13 protein-coding genes and 1 tRNA gene are annotated in these 16,174 nt (G+C 66.9%); 11 read left to right on the top strand and 3 right to left on the bottom strand.

The window, feature by feature from the left end; all coding sequences use genetic code 11:
* Positions 1-27: 27 nt before the first annotated feature.
* The 7 genes from J2851_RS12135 to J2851_RS12110 all read left to right on the top strand — a co-directional run bounded on the left by J2851_RS12135 (position 28) and on the right by J2851_RS12110 (position 4,980).
* A tRNA-Gln gene (locus J2851_RS12135) sits at positions 28-102 on the top strand.
* A gap of 113 nt (positions 103-215) precedes the next feature.
* On the top strand, positions 216-473 hold the full coding sequence (locus J2851_RS36695) for a DUF6538 domain-containing protein (protein ID WP_370881312.1): 258 nt from the start codon (positions 216-218) through the stop codon (positions 471-473).
* Between the two features lie 232 nt (positions 474-705).
* Entirely contained in the window at positions 706-1,410 is a 705-nt protein-coding gene (locus J2851_RS12130) for an iron-containing redox enzyme family protein (protein ID WP_209766530.1), read from the top strand.
* Positions 1,411-1,463: 53 nt separating this feature from the next.
* Complete coding sequence (locus J2851_RS12125) at positions 1,464-1,967, top strand: Nmad2 family putative nucleotide modification protein (protein WP_209766529.1); 504 nt, start codon at positions 1,464-1,466, stop codon at positions 1,965-1,967.
* Positions 1,968-1,974: 7 nt separating this feature from the next.
* A complete protein-coding gene (locus J2851_RS12120) occupies positions 1,975-3,105 on the top strand; it encodes an ImmA/IrrE family metallo-endopeptidase (RefSeq protein WP_209766528.1) in 1,131 nt (376 codons plus the stop codon).
* Positions 3,102-3,608, top strand: a complete 507-nt coding sequence (locus J2851_RS12115; protein WP_209766527.1) for a PIN domain-containing protein — start codon at positions 3,102-3,104, stop codon at positions 3,606-3,608. Before J2851_RS12120 ends, J2851_RS12115 begins: the two co-directional genes overlap by 4 nt.
* Before the next feature lie 286 nt (positions 3,609-3,894).
* Positions 3,895-4,980, top strand: a complete 1,086-nt coding sequence (locus J2851_RS12110) for an acyltransferase family protein (RefSeq protein ID WP_307419463.1) — start codon at positions 3,895-3,897, stop codon at positions 4,978-4,980.
* 60 nt (positions 4,981-5,040) lie between these two features.
* Here J2851_RS12110 and J2851_RS12105 read toward each other — a convergent pair whose 3' ends face one another.
* Complete coding sequence (locus J2851_RS12105; protein WP_209766525.1) at positions 5,041-6,048, bottom strand: LacI family DNA-binding transcriptional regulator; 1,008 nt, start codon at positions 6,046-6,048, stop codon at positions 5,041-5,043.
* 171 nt (positions 6,049-6,219) lie between these two features.
* Between J2851_RS12105 and ptsP the strand changes: the two genes are divergently transcribed.
* The 4 genes from ptsP to J2851_RS12085 all read left to right on the top strand — a co-directional run bounded on the left by ptsP (position 6,220) and on the right by J2851_RS12085 (position 13,449).
* Positions 6,220-8,754, top strand: a complete 2,535-nt coding sequence (gene ptsP, locus J2851_RS12100; protein WP_209766524.1) for a phosphoenolpyruvate--protein phosphotransferase — start codon at positions 6,220-6,222, stop codon at positions 8,752-8,754.
* Positions 8,751-9,701 carry a 1-phosphofructokinase gene (gene pfkB, locus J2851_RS12095; RefSeq protein WP_209766523.1) on the top strand — a complete coding sequence of 317 codons (951 nt, stop codon included), beginning with the start codon at positions 8,751-8,753 and terminating at the stop codon, positions 9,699-9,701. The genes ptsP and pfkB overlap by 4 nt, the downstream gene beginning before the upstream one ends.
* 35 nt (positions 9,702-9,736) lie before the next feature.
* A complete protein-coding gene (locus J2851_RS12090) occupies positions 9,737-11,506 on the top strand; it encodes a PTS fructose transporter subunit IIC (protein ID WP_209766522.1) in 1,770 nt (589 codons plus the stop codon).
* Positions 11,507-11,817: 311 nt separating this feature from the next.
* Complete coding sequence (locus tag J2851_RS12085) at positions 11,818-13,449, top strand: methyl-accepting chemotaxis protein (RefSeq protein WP_209766521.1); 1,632 nt, start codon at positions 11,818-11,820, stop codon at positions 13,447-13,449.
* A 157-nt stretch (positions 13,450-13,606) separates the two neighbouring features.
* Here the strand turns inward: J2851_RS12085 and J2851_RS12080 are convergent, their stop codons facing one another.
* Positions 13,607-14,902: a four-carbon acid sugar kinase family protein gene (locus J2851_RS12080; RefSeq protein ID WP_209766520.1), complete on the bottom strand. Its 1,296-nt coding sequence runs from the start codon at positions 14,900-14,902 to the stop codon at positions 13,607-13,609.
* Positions 14,899-16,170, bottom strand: coding sequence for a ribulose-bisphosphate carboxylase large subunit family protein (locus J2851_RS12075; protein ID WP_211114300.1), 1,272 nt, complete (start codon positions 16,168-16,170; stop codon positions 14,899-14,901). The genes J2851_RS12080 and J2851_RS12075 overlap by 4 nt, the downstream gene beginning before the upstream one ends.
* Between the last annotated feature and the right edge of the window lie 4 nt (positions 16,171-16,174).

The raw sequence follows: 16,174 nt of genomic DNA, 5'->3' as shown, positions 1-16,174 counted from the left end.
CCTTCCGGCGCTCAGGCGCCGATCGGTTGGGGCGTCGCCAAGCGGTAAGGCAGCGGTTTTTGGTACCGCCATTCCCAGGTTCGAATCCTGGCGCCCCAGCCAACCTCCTCCTAAGTATTTCAATCGCTTAGCGTTTTCCGGGCTTTGCTGTCGGCGAAACCCGTGTGGCCCACAAATGGGGCCACACGAAGGGCCACATTCGCCACCGAGGCGCTATGTCTTCCTATCTCAAGCGCAAGGGCGACCGGCTGTTGTTCCGGCGCCGTATCCCTCAGAGCCTTATCCCTCATTTCGGCCGGTCGGAACTGGCAATCTCGCTCGGCGACCTTGGCCCGCAAGCTGCCCGCGTGAAGGCGCGGGCGCTGGCCGCACGATCGGACGAGTTGTTCAGCATGGTTTCCCGGAATCTCCACTTCTCCCCTGATAACAGCCGCGCTCGTCGAAGAGTGCATGTAGCACCTCTCACTATGTAGCGAAGAGAGATCAACGCCCAATGCCACTGGGCACATCCCACAGTGAACGGCATAGCCGCTGCGACAACCGCTTGACGGCGCCATTGCTCACACTCATATCCAATACCGAACTCTGCCATGGCTAGGATACAGCCTTGCTCGCTTCACGCACCAAGGGCTGTTCCCTCGATAGTTGTTGATGGCTTTCAACGAAGAAGGTAGGCTTTAACGAGTCGGATCGGTATTGGCTGTCATGATCAATTATCGCCAAAAGCTCCTTAGCTTGTATGACCTATTCCCTTTCCATGCGCACCCGCTCTGGATTGCGATTCAACGCAAAGAGCTGTCTTATCAGCAGGTGATACAAGCTGAGGTCCAACATTGGATTCGAACCAGCTCTAGTAGGACACTGCGACGGGGCGCGTTGGACATTGCTGAAAAGATTAGCCCCCGCATCTTTGAGATGCTTCTCCAAACCTACTTAGAAGAATGCACGCACGACGATTCTGGACCAAGCCACTTGGAGCTTATTGAGCGACTAGTCAAAATGGGGGGCGCGACGCCAGAATACCTGGAAAAAGCCGAGGCAACTCCCGGAAATTCAGCTGCAATTGCACTATACAAAGACATCAGCGCTCGAGGAGCAGGCTGCCACATGCTGGGAGCAGGAGCAGTCGAATTTTACTACAGCCAGCTATCCCCAAAAATTTACGAAGCATATACCAATGGATATGGAATGACAGATGAACAGGCTGAAACCTATCGCATTCATGGCCCAATGGATCGCGAACATGCAGAGCGAGCATTCTCAATACTGGATGAGGCTATTTCACTACATGGATGGAGAACCGTTGAGTCCAGTGTGCGAGACGCGTTTGTAGCAACGAGCCTCCACTATGACGGCATGCTGCAAGCAGCTGTTGGAAAAGCCATTTACTGGGATGGAGCACAATCGTGAACGGTTACATATATACCTTATATGCTGGAGCCGACCCGGGACGAGGCTGGGCAATGAACGACCCCATTTTTGTAAAAACTCCAACTCTCGGCGCATGCGTACCGAACATTCGACGTGCTGTAAGCATCGGTGATTGGATTTTTGCCATCAGTGGTAGGATCCCCGGCGAACGACAGTTCGTTGTCGGCGGTTTCAGGGTGAACGAAAAGATTGATCAACTCGCCGCGTTCCATCGGTTTCCTGAGAACCGGCTCCATCGGGGGCCGACCGGGCAGATGATGGGTAATGTGATTGTGAATGCGGATGGCACGCAGCATCCAGAGGATACGCACTCCAATTTTGAGCGGCGGCTCGAAAACTACATCGTCGGCGGGCAGCCGATCGTGCTAGAGACGCCTGACGAGATCGATAGAGGACGAGCGCAGACGCTTACGGTGCTCAGCCAAATTTTCGGTCGTCAAGGGAACCGGGTTTTTGACATCATAGGGCGCGGTCGGAAAATGGACACCCACCAAGTCAATGAACTCCATGGTTGGCTCGAGTCTCTAAAACAGTGAATGATTAATGGATCAGCTACAGGAACTGCTACAGGCACCAAACGTTGACGTGCCAAAACTTAGCGCCTCGACCGGCATCTCGGTCGAGCGCCTTAGCGCGCTTGCTTCTGGAGCTGAACCCAGCTTGGGCGAACTGCGCAAACTCTCGGCTGCGCTTCGTCTTTCTATTAACGATTTCGCGCCACCAAACAAGACTGAACGAGACGTGAACCTTCTCTTCCGACGCGCACCAGTGACCGGAGACGAAGTTCCGAGCACCGCGATTCTCGGAATGTCAAAGAAAATGGCTTCTTCTCTCGATCTATTGAAAAAAGAAAGTTCTCGAGCACCTCAATGGTTTTCTGAGTTTAAGCATCACGATAACTCCGTCGCATCTGCGGAAGAAAATGCTTTTATATTCAGAAGTATATTCTGTGGCGGCGATCAACTCAGCCCATTATTGTCTTTGCCGAGAATTGCGGCGGAACACATGGGGGCTATGGTTTTTGTTATTCGGAACTCGGATCTAGATGGCGCATCAGCTTACTTTGATGGCCTTCCATTTATATTTGTTTCAGCGCGTTTCCGTGGACGTATGCTGTTCACCTTGGCACACGAGATAGGCCATCTCGTTGCGCATCATGATCCTGCTCAAAGCTTTGCGATCATTGACGAGCTTATTGATGTTGAGGGGGCAAACCCAAGCCAACCAGATGCAGAACGCTATGCAGACGCTTTTGCCTCAGCTCTCCTAATGCCAAGCCCAAGCATTGGAATCGCGCTGAAGAAAATTCGCGACATTGCGAAAGTTTCTTCTGACGAAGTTGGTGACCTTGAGCTTAACTATTTGGCCAGAATTTATGGCGTAAGCTTTTGGGCAGCAGCGAAACGCTGTGAAGATCTGGGGATAATTCCCCGTGGAGGCGCTGTTTCACTTAACGATTACGTAAAAAAGAAATATGGAAGCGCAGAAAAGCGGGCTGAAGAGGCTGGCCTTCCGCCTCGGCCGGAGATAGACTTTCCTTCGGTACCGCGACCGCTCTTGAAGTCTGCCGTTGAGAAGGTCCGTGCCGGGGAGCTATCTATTGGCCGCGCCGCTGAGATTATTGGCCTTTCGATTGCTGATCTGATCACTGCTAACGCTCCGACTTCACATTGAACCGCATTTTCGACAGCAGCTCGTTGATTAATTTGGCGAATGGATCGCTGCTGGAGATGATTCTGTCCATCCCGGGCTTGCAGGCGCAGATCGGCCCCCAGGTTAAGGAAGAATGCGCGAGCATCGCCCCTTTGTTGGAGACGATGATTGGGGCTGGTAGCATTGTAATGCTTGATGATGAGGATCTGCCTGCGTCCCTCTTCTTCCGGCTACGCGAAACCTACGGGCTGGGTGCGGGCGAGACCGAATGTCTGGCATTTGCAAAAATTGGGGACCAGGCAGTGTGTTGCGATGATCGGGCCGCACGCACGATGATTGCCAAGGAAATCGGCTCTAAGAGGGTGATCGGCACCCTCGGCCTTCTGATCCAGGGTGTCCATCTCGACTTGATCGAAGCAATTGATGCTTTTGGCAAATATCAGCAGATGCGCCTAAGCGGCGGCTTCCTCCCAGACTGGTCGTATGAACAGTTTAAACAGGCAATTGCCCGGCTGTCTTCTTAGAAGCAGCTAAAACAATCGGCATCAAGCCATCGACCAAGCCTTTCTAGCGTGTTTTTTCAGCTCGACGTGTCATTGAAGCCGCCCCTGCATTGCGTTCGCTTGCCATGCGTGGGCGCGATTGACGGACAAACGCATTCTTGTTCATTCCTCCGTTCAGAAGGAAGAGAGCCAGGCCTTCGGCCTTACCCCCATCGATGCGCGTAACCTACAATAATGCGCCCGTATTAAAATTTCTAAGTATGCGTATGTTCCAGGCTCGACGCGACACACCGCGAGGGCTTTGATTGTGGACATCAACAAAACGCCTCAGAAAATCAGGTCATTGGAGTTTGGTCGTTTCGTGGCCGCGATCCTGGTCGTTTTGCATCACGCGACGCTCATTCCGCAGGAAGCGCGATTTCTCGGGTACCAGCCGCTGCACAGCTTTTTCTTCCCCGGGCATATGGGGGTCGAGTTCTTCTTCGTGTTGAGCGGCTTCATCATCATGCACGCCCACGCGGACGATCTCGGTCGTCCCGAGCGCCTGGGCGGCTATTTGTGGCGGCGCATTTCGCGCATTTTCGTTCCCTACTGGATCGTGCTGGCGGTCCTTGTCCCGATGTACCTGCTGACCGGCATGGGCACGGCGGACAAGCGCGACTGGAGCTACATCGCCATGTCGGCCTTCCTCGTGCCGCAGACGTCCCAGCCGGTGCTGGGCGTGGCCTGGACGCTGACGCACGAGGTTCTGTTCTACGCCATCTTCGCGCTCTGCATCCTCAGCCGCCGGCTGCTTCCCATCATGATGGGGGTCTGGATTTCCCTGATCCTGGTCAACCAGTATGTCTGGAACCTGCCGTTTCCGGGTAGCTTCCTGCTCAGCCTCTACAACGTCCTGTTCATCCTCGGCATCGGCTGCGCGTGGCTGCTGCGGCGCGTGACGGTTCCGCGGGCTGGCTTGGTGCTCGCGCTCGGCTTGGCGGTCGTGGTCACCAGTTGGGTGCTGGAGCTGTCGATGCAGGTTCGGTGGGACGCCCAGCGGTTCCTGTTCGGCGCCAGCTCGGTGCTGATCATTCTGGGCATGGCGGAGTTGGAACGGTCCGGCCGCCTTCGGGTGCCGTCCTGGCTGGTGCTGGGGGGAGCGGCCTCCTACGGCATCTATCTGGTGCACGCGGTGGTGCAGTCGCTCATCCTGAACGCCACCTTCCGCACCGCGGTCGGCGGCATGGTTCCGGACTGGGCCCTGTTCGCCGCGCTGGTGGTCGTTCCGGTCGCGGTCGGGCTCGCCTTCCACCGCGTGGCGGAGAAGCCGGCCATCGCGCTGTTCCGCGCCCTGCGGCCCGGCCATCTTGCGGTGTGGAGCCGGCCCCGGCTGCTGAAGGGCTCCGCTTAAACTCCGGCCACTGACGCGGCCCGGTCGCGGGCCTCCCGCTGGCGGCCGGGCCCTTGTTCCTCAAACCCGGGATGCCTCCCACGGCGCCGTCGAGCCCCGGACGACGCAGGTCCCGCTCAGCACCACCTTGCGGGTGGGGCGGTCCGGAACGTCCAACCGTTCGAACAGAAGGTTCATGGCGGCGCAGCCGATCTCGTGGACGGGCTGCTCGATGACCGTCAGCCCCGGCCCCACCAGTTCCGTCCACGCTTCGTTGTCGAAGCCGGCCAGGGCCAGATCACCGGGAATCGACAGGCCGTGTTTCCGCGCAGCCTTCACCACGCCCATCAGCAGCAGGCTGTTGCTGACCATCACCGCGTCAGGCCGCACAACACTCGATCCGTCGGCAAGCCAGCCCGCCACCTCCGCCTCCGCGGCCTCGGCGTAGGGCGGGACGAAGCGGGCGTCGGGCGTCAGCCCATGCTCGATCATCGCGGCGTGATAGCCGCCGTGCCGCTCCACGGCGGTGGTGCTGGTGTTGCCGAACAGGCCGGCGATCCGCCGGTAGCCCTGGGCGTGCAGATGGCCGACCAGCGCGGCGGCGGCCTGCTGGTTGTCCAGCACCACCGAATCATACAGGCCGGACGGCCCGCTGCGGTCGATCAGCACCACCGGGAAATCCAGCCCGGCGCGGTCCAGCCGGCCAAGCGTCGTGCGCGTCGGCGCGAAGATCAGGCCGGTGACCCGCTCCTCCTGCATCAGGCGCAGGTACATGGCCTCACGGTCCGGGTTCTCGTCGGTGTTGCACAGGATCACCCGCATGCCGGCCTGGAAGGCGGCGTCCTCCACCGCGCGGCTGACCGCCGTGAAGAAGGGGTTGCGGATGTCCGACACGATCAGGCCGATGGTCTGGCTGTGCTGTGACCGCAGCCGCCGGGCGGACAGGTTCGGGCGGTAGCCGGTGGCGGCAACCGCCTCCTCCACCCGCGCGCGGAGCGCGTCGCTGACCGGGCCGCTGCCCAGCACCCGCGACACGGTGGCGACGGAAACCCCGGCCTTGAGCGCCACGTCCTTGATGCTGACGGTCATTGTGCGGTCGTCTTTGTAATCGTTTCCACAGCAGACGCTCCAGATTTGCCCATTTCACCCGAATGCGCAAGCTGCATGTGATGTTCGACACGTTGACAAGGCCACTGTAATCGTTTTCAATAACAGCGCTGCAACAAGCCACAAAAGTCAGTTGGAGGAGACGGACCCGCCATGGCACCCGAAACGCTGACCGCGACGCTGCCCCCGGACCTCGTCCGGCTGAACGCCCGCCCCGCCGGCAAGGCGGACGCCATCGGGGAGGCTGCCCAGCTGCTCATCGCCGCGGGTTGCATCGATCCGGCCTACGCCGACAGCATGCTGCGGCGCGAGGCGGTGGCGAACACGTTCCTCGGCCACGGCGTCGCCATCCCCCACGGCATGGTCGAGGACCGCAACCTCGTCCGCCGCAACGGCATCGCCATCCTGCAGGTGCCGCAGGGCGTGGAGTGGAATCCGGGCCAGACCGCCCACCTCGTGGTCGCCATCGCCGCGCAATCGGATTCGCACCTGGCGGTGCTGCGGCGCCTGACCCGCCTGATGCAGGACGAGGCGCGCCTGACCGGCCTGTTCACGGTGGACGACCCCTCCGCCCTGCTCGCCGCGCTGAACGAGGACCAGCCGAGCGCGGCCCCGTCCGCCCCCGGCAGCGACTTGGCGGAGCGGTTCGAGTGGGTGGTCGACTACCCCGCCGGCCTGCACGCCCGCCCCGCCACCGCCTGGGTGGAGGCCGCCCGCCAGTCCGCCGCCCGCTTGCAGATCCGCCACGGTGACCAAGTGGCCGACGCCAAGGCGCTCGTGGCGATCCTGCAACTGGGATTGCGCGCGGGCGATTCCGTGGTTGTCTCGGCCGAGGGGGAGGACGCCGTGGCGGCGCTGGCCCGCATGAAGACGGCCATCACCCGCCTGACCGCGCGGGAGAAGGCGGACGCCGCCGCCGCGGCGCAGAAGGCCCGCGCGCCCGCGCGCGGCTGGACGCCACCGGGCGCCCTGCCCGCCGTCGCCGGCATCCCCGCCAGCCCGGGCCTGGCCATCGGCCCGATCCACGTTCTTCAGTCCGCCGAACTGACCGTGCCGGACCAGCCCGTCTCCCTGATCGAGGGCGGCAACCGGCTGCACGAGGCGCTGACCCTGACCCGCCAGCATTTGAAGGCGCTGGCCGACGACACCGCCCGCCGGCTCGGCCCCTCGGAGGCGGGGATCTTCACCGCCCAGGCGGAGCTGCTGAACGACACCGATCTCGTCACCCTGGCCTGCCAGCTGATGGTGGAGGGGCACGGGGTGGCCTGGTCGTGGCATCAGGCGGTGGAGCGGACCGCGGCCAGCCTGTCGGCGCTGGACAACCCCGTGCTCGCCGGTCGCGCCGCCGACCTGCGCGACGTGGGCCAGCGCGTGCTGGCGCGCATCGACCCGGCGTTGCGGATCGGCTCCATGCGCGACCTTCCCGACACGCCCTGCATCCTCGTCGCCGACGACCTGTCGCCGTCGGACACCGCGGCGCTGGACATGGGCCGGGTGATCGGCCTCGCCACCGCGCAGGGCGGCCCGACTTCCCACACCGCCATCCTGGCGCGCACGCTCGGGCTGCCGGCCATGGTGGCGGGCGGCGGCGCCCTGCTGGAGCTGGCGAACGGCACCCCCGCCGTTCTGGACGGCCAGGCCGGGCGCCTGCACCTGACGCCGTCGGACGCCGACGTCGCCTCGGCACGAGCCTGGATCGACCGCGAACAGGCGCGCAAGGCGGAGGAGGAGGCCCGGCGCGGCCTTCCCGCCCGCACCCGCGACGGGCACGAGGTGGAGATCGGCGCCAACGTCAACCGCCCCGACCAAGTCGCCATGGCCCTGTCGCAGGGTGCCGAGAGCGTCGGCCTGATGCGCACGGAGTTCCTGTTCCTGGAACGCGCCGACGCCCCCGGCGAGGACGAGCAGTTCGAGACCTACCGCGCCATGCTGGAGGCTCTGGACGGCCGCCCCCTGATCGTCCGCGCGCTGGATATCGGCGGCGACAAGCAGGTGCCGCACCTGCACTTGCCGCATGAGGAAAACCCGTTCCTCGGCGTGCGCGGCGCCCGGCTGCTGCTGCGCCGGCCGGACCTGCTGGACATCCAGCTGCGCGCGCTCTACCGCGCCGCCAAGGCGCGGGCGACCTCCGGGCACGCGCTGTCCATCATGTTCCCGATGATCACCGCCCTGCCGGAGGTGCAGGCCCTGCGCGCCGCCTGCGACCGCGTGCGCGCCGAGCTGGACGCACCGCCCGTGCCGCTCGGCATCATGGTGGAGGTGCCGGCCGCCGCCATCCAGGCCGACGTGCTGGCCCGCCACGTGGACTTCTTCTCCATCGGCACCAACGACCTGACGCAATACGCCCTGGCCATCGACCGCCAGCACCCGGAACTGGCGGCGGAGGCCGACAGCCTGCACCCGGCCGTGTTGCGCCTGATCCGCCTGACGGTGGAGGGGGCGGAGCGGCACGGGCGCTGGGTCGGCGTCTGCGGCGGCATCGCCGGCGACCCGTTCGGTGCGGCGCTGCTGGCCGGCCTGGGCGTGCGGGAGTTGTCCATGACCCCGCGCGACATCCCGGCGGTGAAGGACCGGCTGCGCGCCAGCGACCTTTCCGCCCTGCGCGAGGCAGCACTTCGCGCGCTGGACTGCGAGACCGCCGACGCGGTGCGCGCCCTGGAAGGAACGCTGGAAGGAGGCGAGGCATGACCGCGCCTATCATCACCGTCACGCTGAACCCGGCCATCGACCAGACCATCACGGTCCAGGCGCTGCGCCCCGGCACGGTCCACCGGGCCACGGCGGTTCGCCGGAACGCCGGGGGCAAGGGCGTCAACGTCGCCTCCTGCCTTGCTGACTGGGGCGCGCCGGTGACCGCCACCGGTCTGCTCGGCACCGACAACGCCGCACCGTTCGAGGCGCTGTTCGCCGCCAAGGGCATCACCGACCTGTTCGTCCGGCTGCCCGGAGAGACCCGCGTCAACATCAAGATCGCCGACCTCGGCAGCGGCGACACGACCGACATCAACCTGCCGGGCCTGACCGCCACCACCGATGCGCTGGCTCAGGTCCGCGACACGCTCCGGCGTCTGGTCGTGCCGGACTCGCTGGTGCTGCTGGCCGGAAGCCTGCCGGACGGGCTGGCCGACGACCGCTACGCGGCGCTGACCGCCGACCTGCACGCACTGGGGGCCCGCGTCGTGCTGGACAGCAGCGGCGCCCCTCTGGCGGCGGCGCTGGCGGCGGGGGCCGGTCCCCTGCCCTTCTGCATCAAGCCGAACCGGCACGAGCTGGAGGCCTGGGCCGGCACGCCCCTGCCGACGACCGCCGACCTCCTGGCCGCGGCGCGCGACCTGCATGGCCGCGGGGTCGGCATGGTGGTGGTCTCGCTGGGGGCCGACGGCGCCCTGTTCGTGTCGGACGGGCCGGCGCTGCACGCCCGCCTGCCGGCGGTGAACGCGCTCAGCACCGTCGGCGCCGGGGACGCCATGGTGGCGGGCCTGATCGCCGCCTTCCGCGACGGCCTTCCGCCGGAGGGCGTCGCCCGCCGGTCGGTGGCCTTCGCCACGGCCAAGCTCGGCTGCTTCGGTCCGAACCTGCCCGGTGCCGACGCGGTGCGGTCGCTGGCCGCGCAAGTCCAGGTCACCACGCTCTAACAAAGACGGGGCGGGTCTCCGCCCGGGAGGAAAAGATGGCGAATATGCTGGCCGTGGTCGCCGCGGGCGACCTCAGCACCCAGGCCGTCCTGGCCGCCGAGGCCCTGCGCAAGGCCGCCGCCGCGCTCGGCCACAGCATCGAGGTGGAGGTGCGCACCAGCCTCGGCATCCGCAACGGCCTGCCCGCCAACGCGGCGGAGCGCGCGCAGGGAGTCATCCTGGTCGGCTCCGGCGACCTGGGCGAGGAACGCTTCGCCGGGCTGAAGCGCACGGCGGCGGCGCTCGACGCCGTGCTGGGCAACGCGCGCGCGGTGCTGGAGCAGGCGCTCTCCGCAGCTTCCACGTCGGCAACAGCCCCCGCAGCGGCGCCGGCCGCGACCGGCGCACGCCGCATCGTCGCCATCACCTCCTGCCCGACGGGCATCGCCCACACCTTCATGGCGGCGGAGGGAATCCAGCAGGCGGCGGCGGCGCTGGGCCATCAGGTGCGGGTGGAGACGCAGGGGTCGGTCGGCGCCCGCGACACGCTGACCGACGACGAGATCCGCGACGCCGACCTCGTGCTGATCGCTGCCGACACGCAGGTCGACCTCAGCCGCTTCGCCGGCAAGCGCCTGTTCCGCAGCGGGACCAAGCCCGCCATCAACGATGGCCGCGCCCTGATCGAGCGCGCCCTGGCGGAGGCCAGCCCCTACGGCACCGCGACGGCCGGGACCTCGCCCCACCTGACGGAGGCGGTCGCCGCCGGCAAGGCGGAGCGCGCGGCCCAGCGCAGCGGTCCCTACAAGCACCTGATGACCGGCGTGTCCTTCATGCTGCCCTTCGTGGTGACCGGCGGCCTGCTGATCGCCATCGCCTTCGCGCTCGGCGGCATCTACGTGTTCGAGGACAGCCAGCAGGGCACGCTGGGCCACGCCCTGTTCCAGATCGGGGCCAAGGGCGCCTTCGCGCTGATGGTGCCGGCGCTGGCCGGCTACATCGCCTTTTCCATCGCCGACCGGCCGGGCATCACGCCGGGCATGGTCGGGGGCCTGCTGGCCGCCAACCTCGGCGCCGGCTTCCTGGGCGGCATCGCCGCGGGTTTCATTGCCGGCTATGTAACGTCCTGGCTGAACCGGCACATCCGGTTGCACCGCAATCTGGAAGGGCTGAAGCCGGTGCTGATCCTGCCGCTGCTGGGGTCGCTGATCACCGGCCTCGCCATGATCTACGTGGTCGGCACCCCGGTGGCCGAGGCGCTGGCCGTGCTCAGCGCCTGGCTGAAGGGCATGCAGGGCAGCAGCGCCATCCTGCTCGGCCTGCTGATCGGCGCGATGATGGCCTTCGACATGGGCGGCCCGGTCAACAAGGCGGCCTACGCCTTCTCCACCGGCCTGATCGCCAGCCAGGTCTACACCCCCATGGCCGCCGCCATGGCCGCGGGGATGGTGCCGCCGCTGGGCCTCGCGCTCGCCACCAAGCTGTTCGCCGACCGCTTCACCGCCGAGGAGCGGGAGGCCGGCAACGCCGCCGCCGTGCTGGGCGTCGCCTTCATCACGGAGGGCGCCATCCCCTTCGCCGCCCGCGACCCGCTGCGCGTCATCCCCGCGCTGGTGCTGGGCGCCGCCCTGACCGGCGCCATCTCCATGGGCATCGGGGCGGAGCTGAAGGTGCCGCACGGCGGCGTCTTCGTGCTGCCCATCCCCAACGCGGTCACCCACCTTGCCGGCTACGTCGTGGCCATCCTCGTCGGCACGGTGACCACCGCCGTCGCGCTGCGCCTGCTGAAGCGCCCGGCCGTGGTCGCCGTCAAGGCCGCCGCATAACAGGGTCCTGAAAACGATTACACGAAACCGTGGACGGTCGGGACACACCCGGTTATGGTGACCCCGCTGCCCTGCGCAGCACGCTCTCATAGGGCGTTTCCTCCCTAGACTCCGGCCACGCGCATCGCTGCGCGTGGCTTTTTTTCTGGGCAGGCGCCGGCAGACTCGGACAGACGATCTATGCCCATCCAAAAGTAAAAGCCGTTCCCCGGCCATAGTGGGCAGTCCCAATCGGTGCTAAGACTGCCGAAGCTGCTGAATGAGGACCCGCTGTGAAGATCGCGCAAAAGCTGAGCATCGGCTTTGGTGTCATGTGTTGCCTCGTTGTCCTGCCCCTGCTCTACGAAGCGAACCGGGTGGACCGGGTTCTGGGCGTCGTCGAGGATGTTTCCAACCACGACATCGAAGCGGCGGCTTTGCTGAAGGAAATCGCCGTGCTCCAGTCGGACCTGCGCAGCCAGCGGGAGAGCGCCGTCGCCGAAGCGGTGATCGCCAGGGCTGAAAACCGGCTCCCGGACGTGATCTTGCTCCAGCAGGGCTACATCGCCGAAAGCGAGAAGGTGAACGGGCTGGTGGACCGTCTCCACACGCTGGCCGTCACCAGCGCGGGCGCTCCGATCTCCAGCGCGCGGGAGCGGCTGTGGAAGGAGATGATCGACCGCTCCAGCCGCCTGCGCGACGCCTTCCAGCGGGTCCAGAAGGACGCCATCCCGATGTTCGACAAGCTCCTCCAGGGGCGTGTGGACGACGCGCGCGCCGTGCAGCCGCAATTGACCGCGATGCGCGCGGTCATCGACACCAACATCACCGACGGCAGCCAGATCAGCGAGGGGCTGGCGCAAGCCGGCCAGGACCGCATCCGGCAGCTCCGGCGGGAACTGATCGAATCCGCCGTGATCGCCGGCATCGTGGCGATCGTGGTCGCCATCGCCATCGCCTTCCTGACCAGCCGCTCGATCACCGCGCGCCTGCGCCGGGCCGTCCGGCTGACCGGGCAGGTGCGGGACGGTGACCTGACGCAGCAGGTCGCCGCGGAGGGTTCCGACGAGTTGGCGACGCTCGGCCGCTATCTCAACGACATGGCGGCGAAGCTGCGCACCGTCGCGTCTTCCACCCGCGCGACGGCGGAGAGCATGCACGCGGCAACGGCGCAGATCCGCGCCTCCACGCAGCAGCAGGCGGCGAGCGTGGCGCAGCAGCTGGCCGCGGTGGAGGAGACCACGGCGACGCTGAGCGAGATCACCGAGTCCGGCGCTCAGATCAACCGCCGCGCCCAGGGCGTGGCGGAGAACGCGCAGGCCGCGGCGGCGACCAGCGAGACCGGGCTGAAGGCGGTGGAGGACACCAACCAGGCCATGGACGCGATCCGCGAGCAGGCCGAGGCGGTGGCGGAAAACATCGTCCTGCTGTCGGAGCGCACGCAGGCGATCGGCGAGATCATCCTGACCGTCAACGACATCGCCGAGCGTTCCCACCTGCTGGCGCTCAACGCCGCCATCGAGGCCGCGGCGGCCGGCGAGCACGGCCGCACCTTCGCCGTGGTGGCCAGCGAGATCAAGAGCCTGGCCGACCAGGCCAAGGAAGCCACCGCGCAGGTCCGCTCCAACCTCAGCGAGATCCAGCACGGCATCAACGCGTCCGTGATGCTGACCGAGGAGGCGGTCAAGCGCGTGGGTGCGGGCAAGCGGCAGACCGACGCCACCCAGGCGACCATCCGCGATCTCGCCGAGAGCGTCCAGGAAAGCCTGCTCGCCTTCCAGCAGATCGTCGCCGGCACCAACCAGCAGCAGATCGGCCTGGAGCAGGTCACCCGCGCCATGCAGAACATCCGCGACGCCGGCACCCAGACCGCCGCCGGCACCCGCCAGCTGGAAGGCGCCGCCGCCAACCTGAACGACCTTGGTGAGGGGTTGGTGGGACTGGTGCAGTATTACCGGGTGTGATGGGGGTAGTGGGTGGAGGGGGGAGTGGTCGCGTCGGGCCCCCACCCAACCCTCCCCCACTTCGCGGGGGAGGGCTTTCAGGGACGCGCGGCGGCAGTCCCCTCCCTCGCCGAAGGTGGGGGAGGGTTAGGGTGGGGGCCCGACGCGACCACTCAACTCACCCCCGAACCAACCGCTCCAACAAATCCTCGCTGCCCATCTGCCCGCCCTTCAGCATCAGCTCCAGCCCGTCCGCGGCTGCGTCCGCGCTGTGGCTGCGGCTGACCGTCACGCCGGGCGAGAGCGTCGTCACGTAGGACAATCCCCAGCAGCCGAGCGCCGCCACCGCCTTGCTCGACGTGTCGCCGCCCAGGATGCCGATGCGGCGCAGCGGCACGGCACGCACCACCGCCGCGATGAAGGCCGCCGTCGCGTCGGCCACGGCCGCGGCCTGCGTCGTGTCCGCGTTTCCGTCCGGCGGCGCCGTCCAGACCAGCGCATGGCGCCCGGCCCGCAGGAGGCCGGCGACCTGCTCCAGCAAGGCCGCCGCATAGGTGGGGTCTCCGCACAGCCGGCCGGCGTCGGCCGGGATACGCTCGAAGGAAGCGGCGGCCTCCACCTGCCGCCGCGTGACCGGCGACAGGCTGCCCGCCATTACGAAGACCGGCCCGGAGGCCGGCGCCAGCCCGCCATCCGAAACGGCGCCCGCCCGCCACTGCGTCGCCAGCGCCTGCGCGACACTGCTCGGCCCGACGGCGAGGAGCGTGGCGCGTTGCGCGCGCTCGTGAATCAGGCGGCCGACCGGCTCCAAATGCGCCGGGCTGCCGACATCCAGAAGCACGCCGCCCTCCCCGCTCTCCACCAGCCCGTCCAGCCGCGCGTCGAGCGCCGGCGGGGCCAAGTCGTAATCCGGATAATGGAGCGCCCCCAGCCCGTCCAGCCCCTGCGCGGCGAGGTGCCGGCGCAGGTCAGCCTCCGCCATCGGGGTGACCGGGTGCCGGCTCATCGTCGGATGGCGGTCGATGCGGTGCACGGTTCCGCCGGTACCCGCCGCAGCAAACAAATTGCTGAACAGGCAGTAGCGGCCGATGTTCGGCTGCCCGCCGACGATGGGCAGGAAGCGGTTGGGGAAAAAGGGCCGCAGCGCCGCCACAGCCGCGCCGATGCTGCCCACATGCGGCGCGCTGTCGAAAGTGGAGCAGCACTTGTAATGCATCACCGGCACGCCGAGCCCGGCGAAGAAGCGCCCGACCGGCTCCAGTTCGGCCCGCATGGCCTCGGGGTTCATGGTGCGCGCGGCCCCGGCGATGCCCAGCGCGTCGAGATCGCCGAGCGACGCCAGCCGCGCCGCGTCGGGGATGCCGAGGAGGAGCAGCGCGCGCTGCCCCGCCTTCGCCAGCGTCGCCAGCGTGTCGGTGGCGCCGGTGAAATCATCCCCGTACCAAGCGAACCGGGGGCCATAGCGCAAGGTCACGGCTTCGCCCCGAAGAAGTCCAACGCGCGCTTCAGCTCCGGCTGGCTTTGCGCGGCGTCCGGCAGGCTGGTGCCCGCCCGGACGGCTGCCCAGGCCTGCCGGATGGAGGCGACGCCCGCAGCCGGGCCGTCCGGGTGGGCCATGATGCCGCCGCCGGCCATGAACAGCAGGTCGTCGGTGCCCGCGGCGTCCCAGGTCACCGGCACCGTGCCAGCCCACTGGCCGGAGGAGAAGGCCGGCATCACGCGGTCGTCGCCACCGTCGGTCAACGGCGTCAGGCAGGCCCGCGCGCCGTCGATCACCTCCGCGTCCGGCTGGGCGAACTTGCCCTGGAGGCCGTGGACGTGCATGTGGTCCACGCCGGCCAGCCGCCACAGCACCTGATAGGCGTCGAAGCCGATGCCGAGCATGGGGTGGCGCGAAAACGCCCCGAAGCCGTTGCGGTGGCCGTGCAGCGCCAGCCCCGTGCTCCGCCGCAGGGTCTGCACGGCGGAGAAGCCGCACCAGTTCAGGCTGACCATCACGCAGCTGCCGCCCTCCCGCTCCACCAGATCGGCGTGGCGGCGCATGGCGTCGGTCTCGTCGGTGATGTTGAAGGCGACCATCACGTGCTTGCCCGTGCGGTCCTGGTGGCGGCGCACCCGCGCCATCACCGCGGGGATCCGCTCGGCCAGCGGCGCGTGGACGGGATCGGCGGAGATCTCGTCGTCCTTGATGAAGTCCAGGCCGGCGGCACAGAGCTGCCCGACCAGCTCCCCCGTCTCCTCCGCCGACAACCCGACGTTCGGCTTGATGATGGAGCCGACGAGCGCCCCCTCCGCCACGCCGGTCAGCCGCCGTGTCCCGGCCACGCCGTGCCGCGGCATGTCGAATCCGGCGCGGTAGGCGGCGGGAACGCGGACGGATTCCAGCCGCAGGCCGGTGACCTCGCCCAGGTCGTACAGGTTGCCGGCCACCGTCGCCGCCAGGGTCGGCAGGTTGGCGCCGATGTTGGCCGTGGGGAAGGAGATGGTGACCTTGGCCCGCCGCCAGGGGCCGGGCTGCTTCTTCCGCTCCAGCCAGGAATTGGGCAGGCTGGGCGTATCGGCCGCGGGCAGTTCCTCGATCCGTTCCACCACCGCGCGGGCGCGGGCGCGCAGGTCGTCCGTCTCCCCATGCACGCGGGTGAAGGTGCCGCAGGACTGCTCCCCGGCCATCACCTCGGCCACCTTGGCGGGATCGAGCGGGGTCTCGATCAGGTAGTCGGCCTCCAACCGATCCGGAGTCATGGCG

Origin of the sequence: Azospirillum rugosum (genome assembly GCF_017876155.1) — a bacterium.
GTDB lineage: Bacteria > Pseudomonadota > Alphaproteobacteria > Azospirillales > Azospirillaceae > Azospirillum > Azospirillum rugosum.
This window is presented reverse-complemented; position numbering and strand designations above follow the sequence as displayed.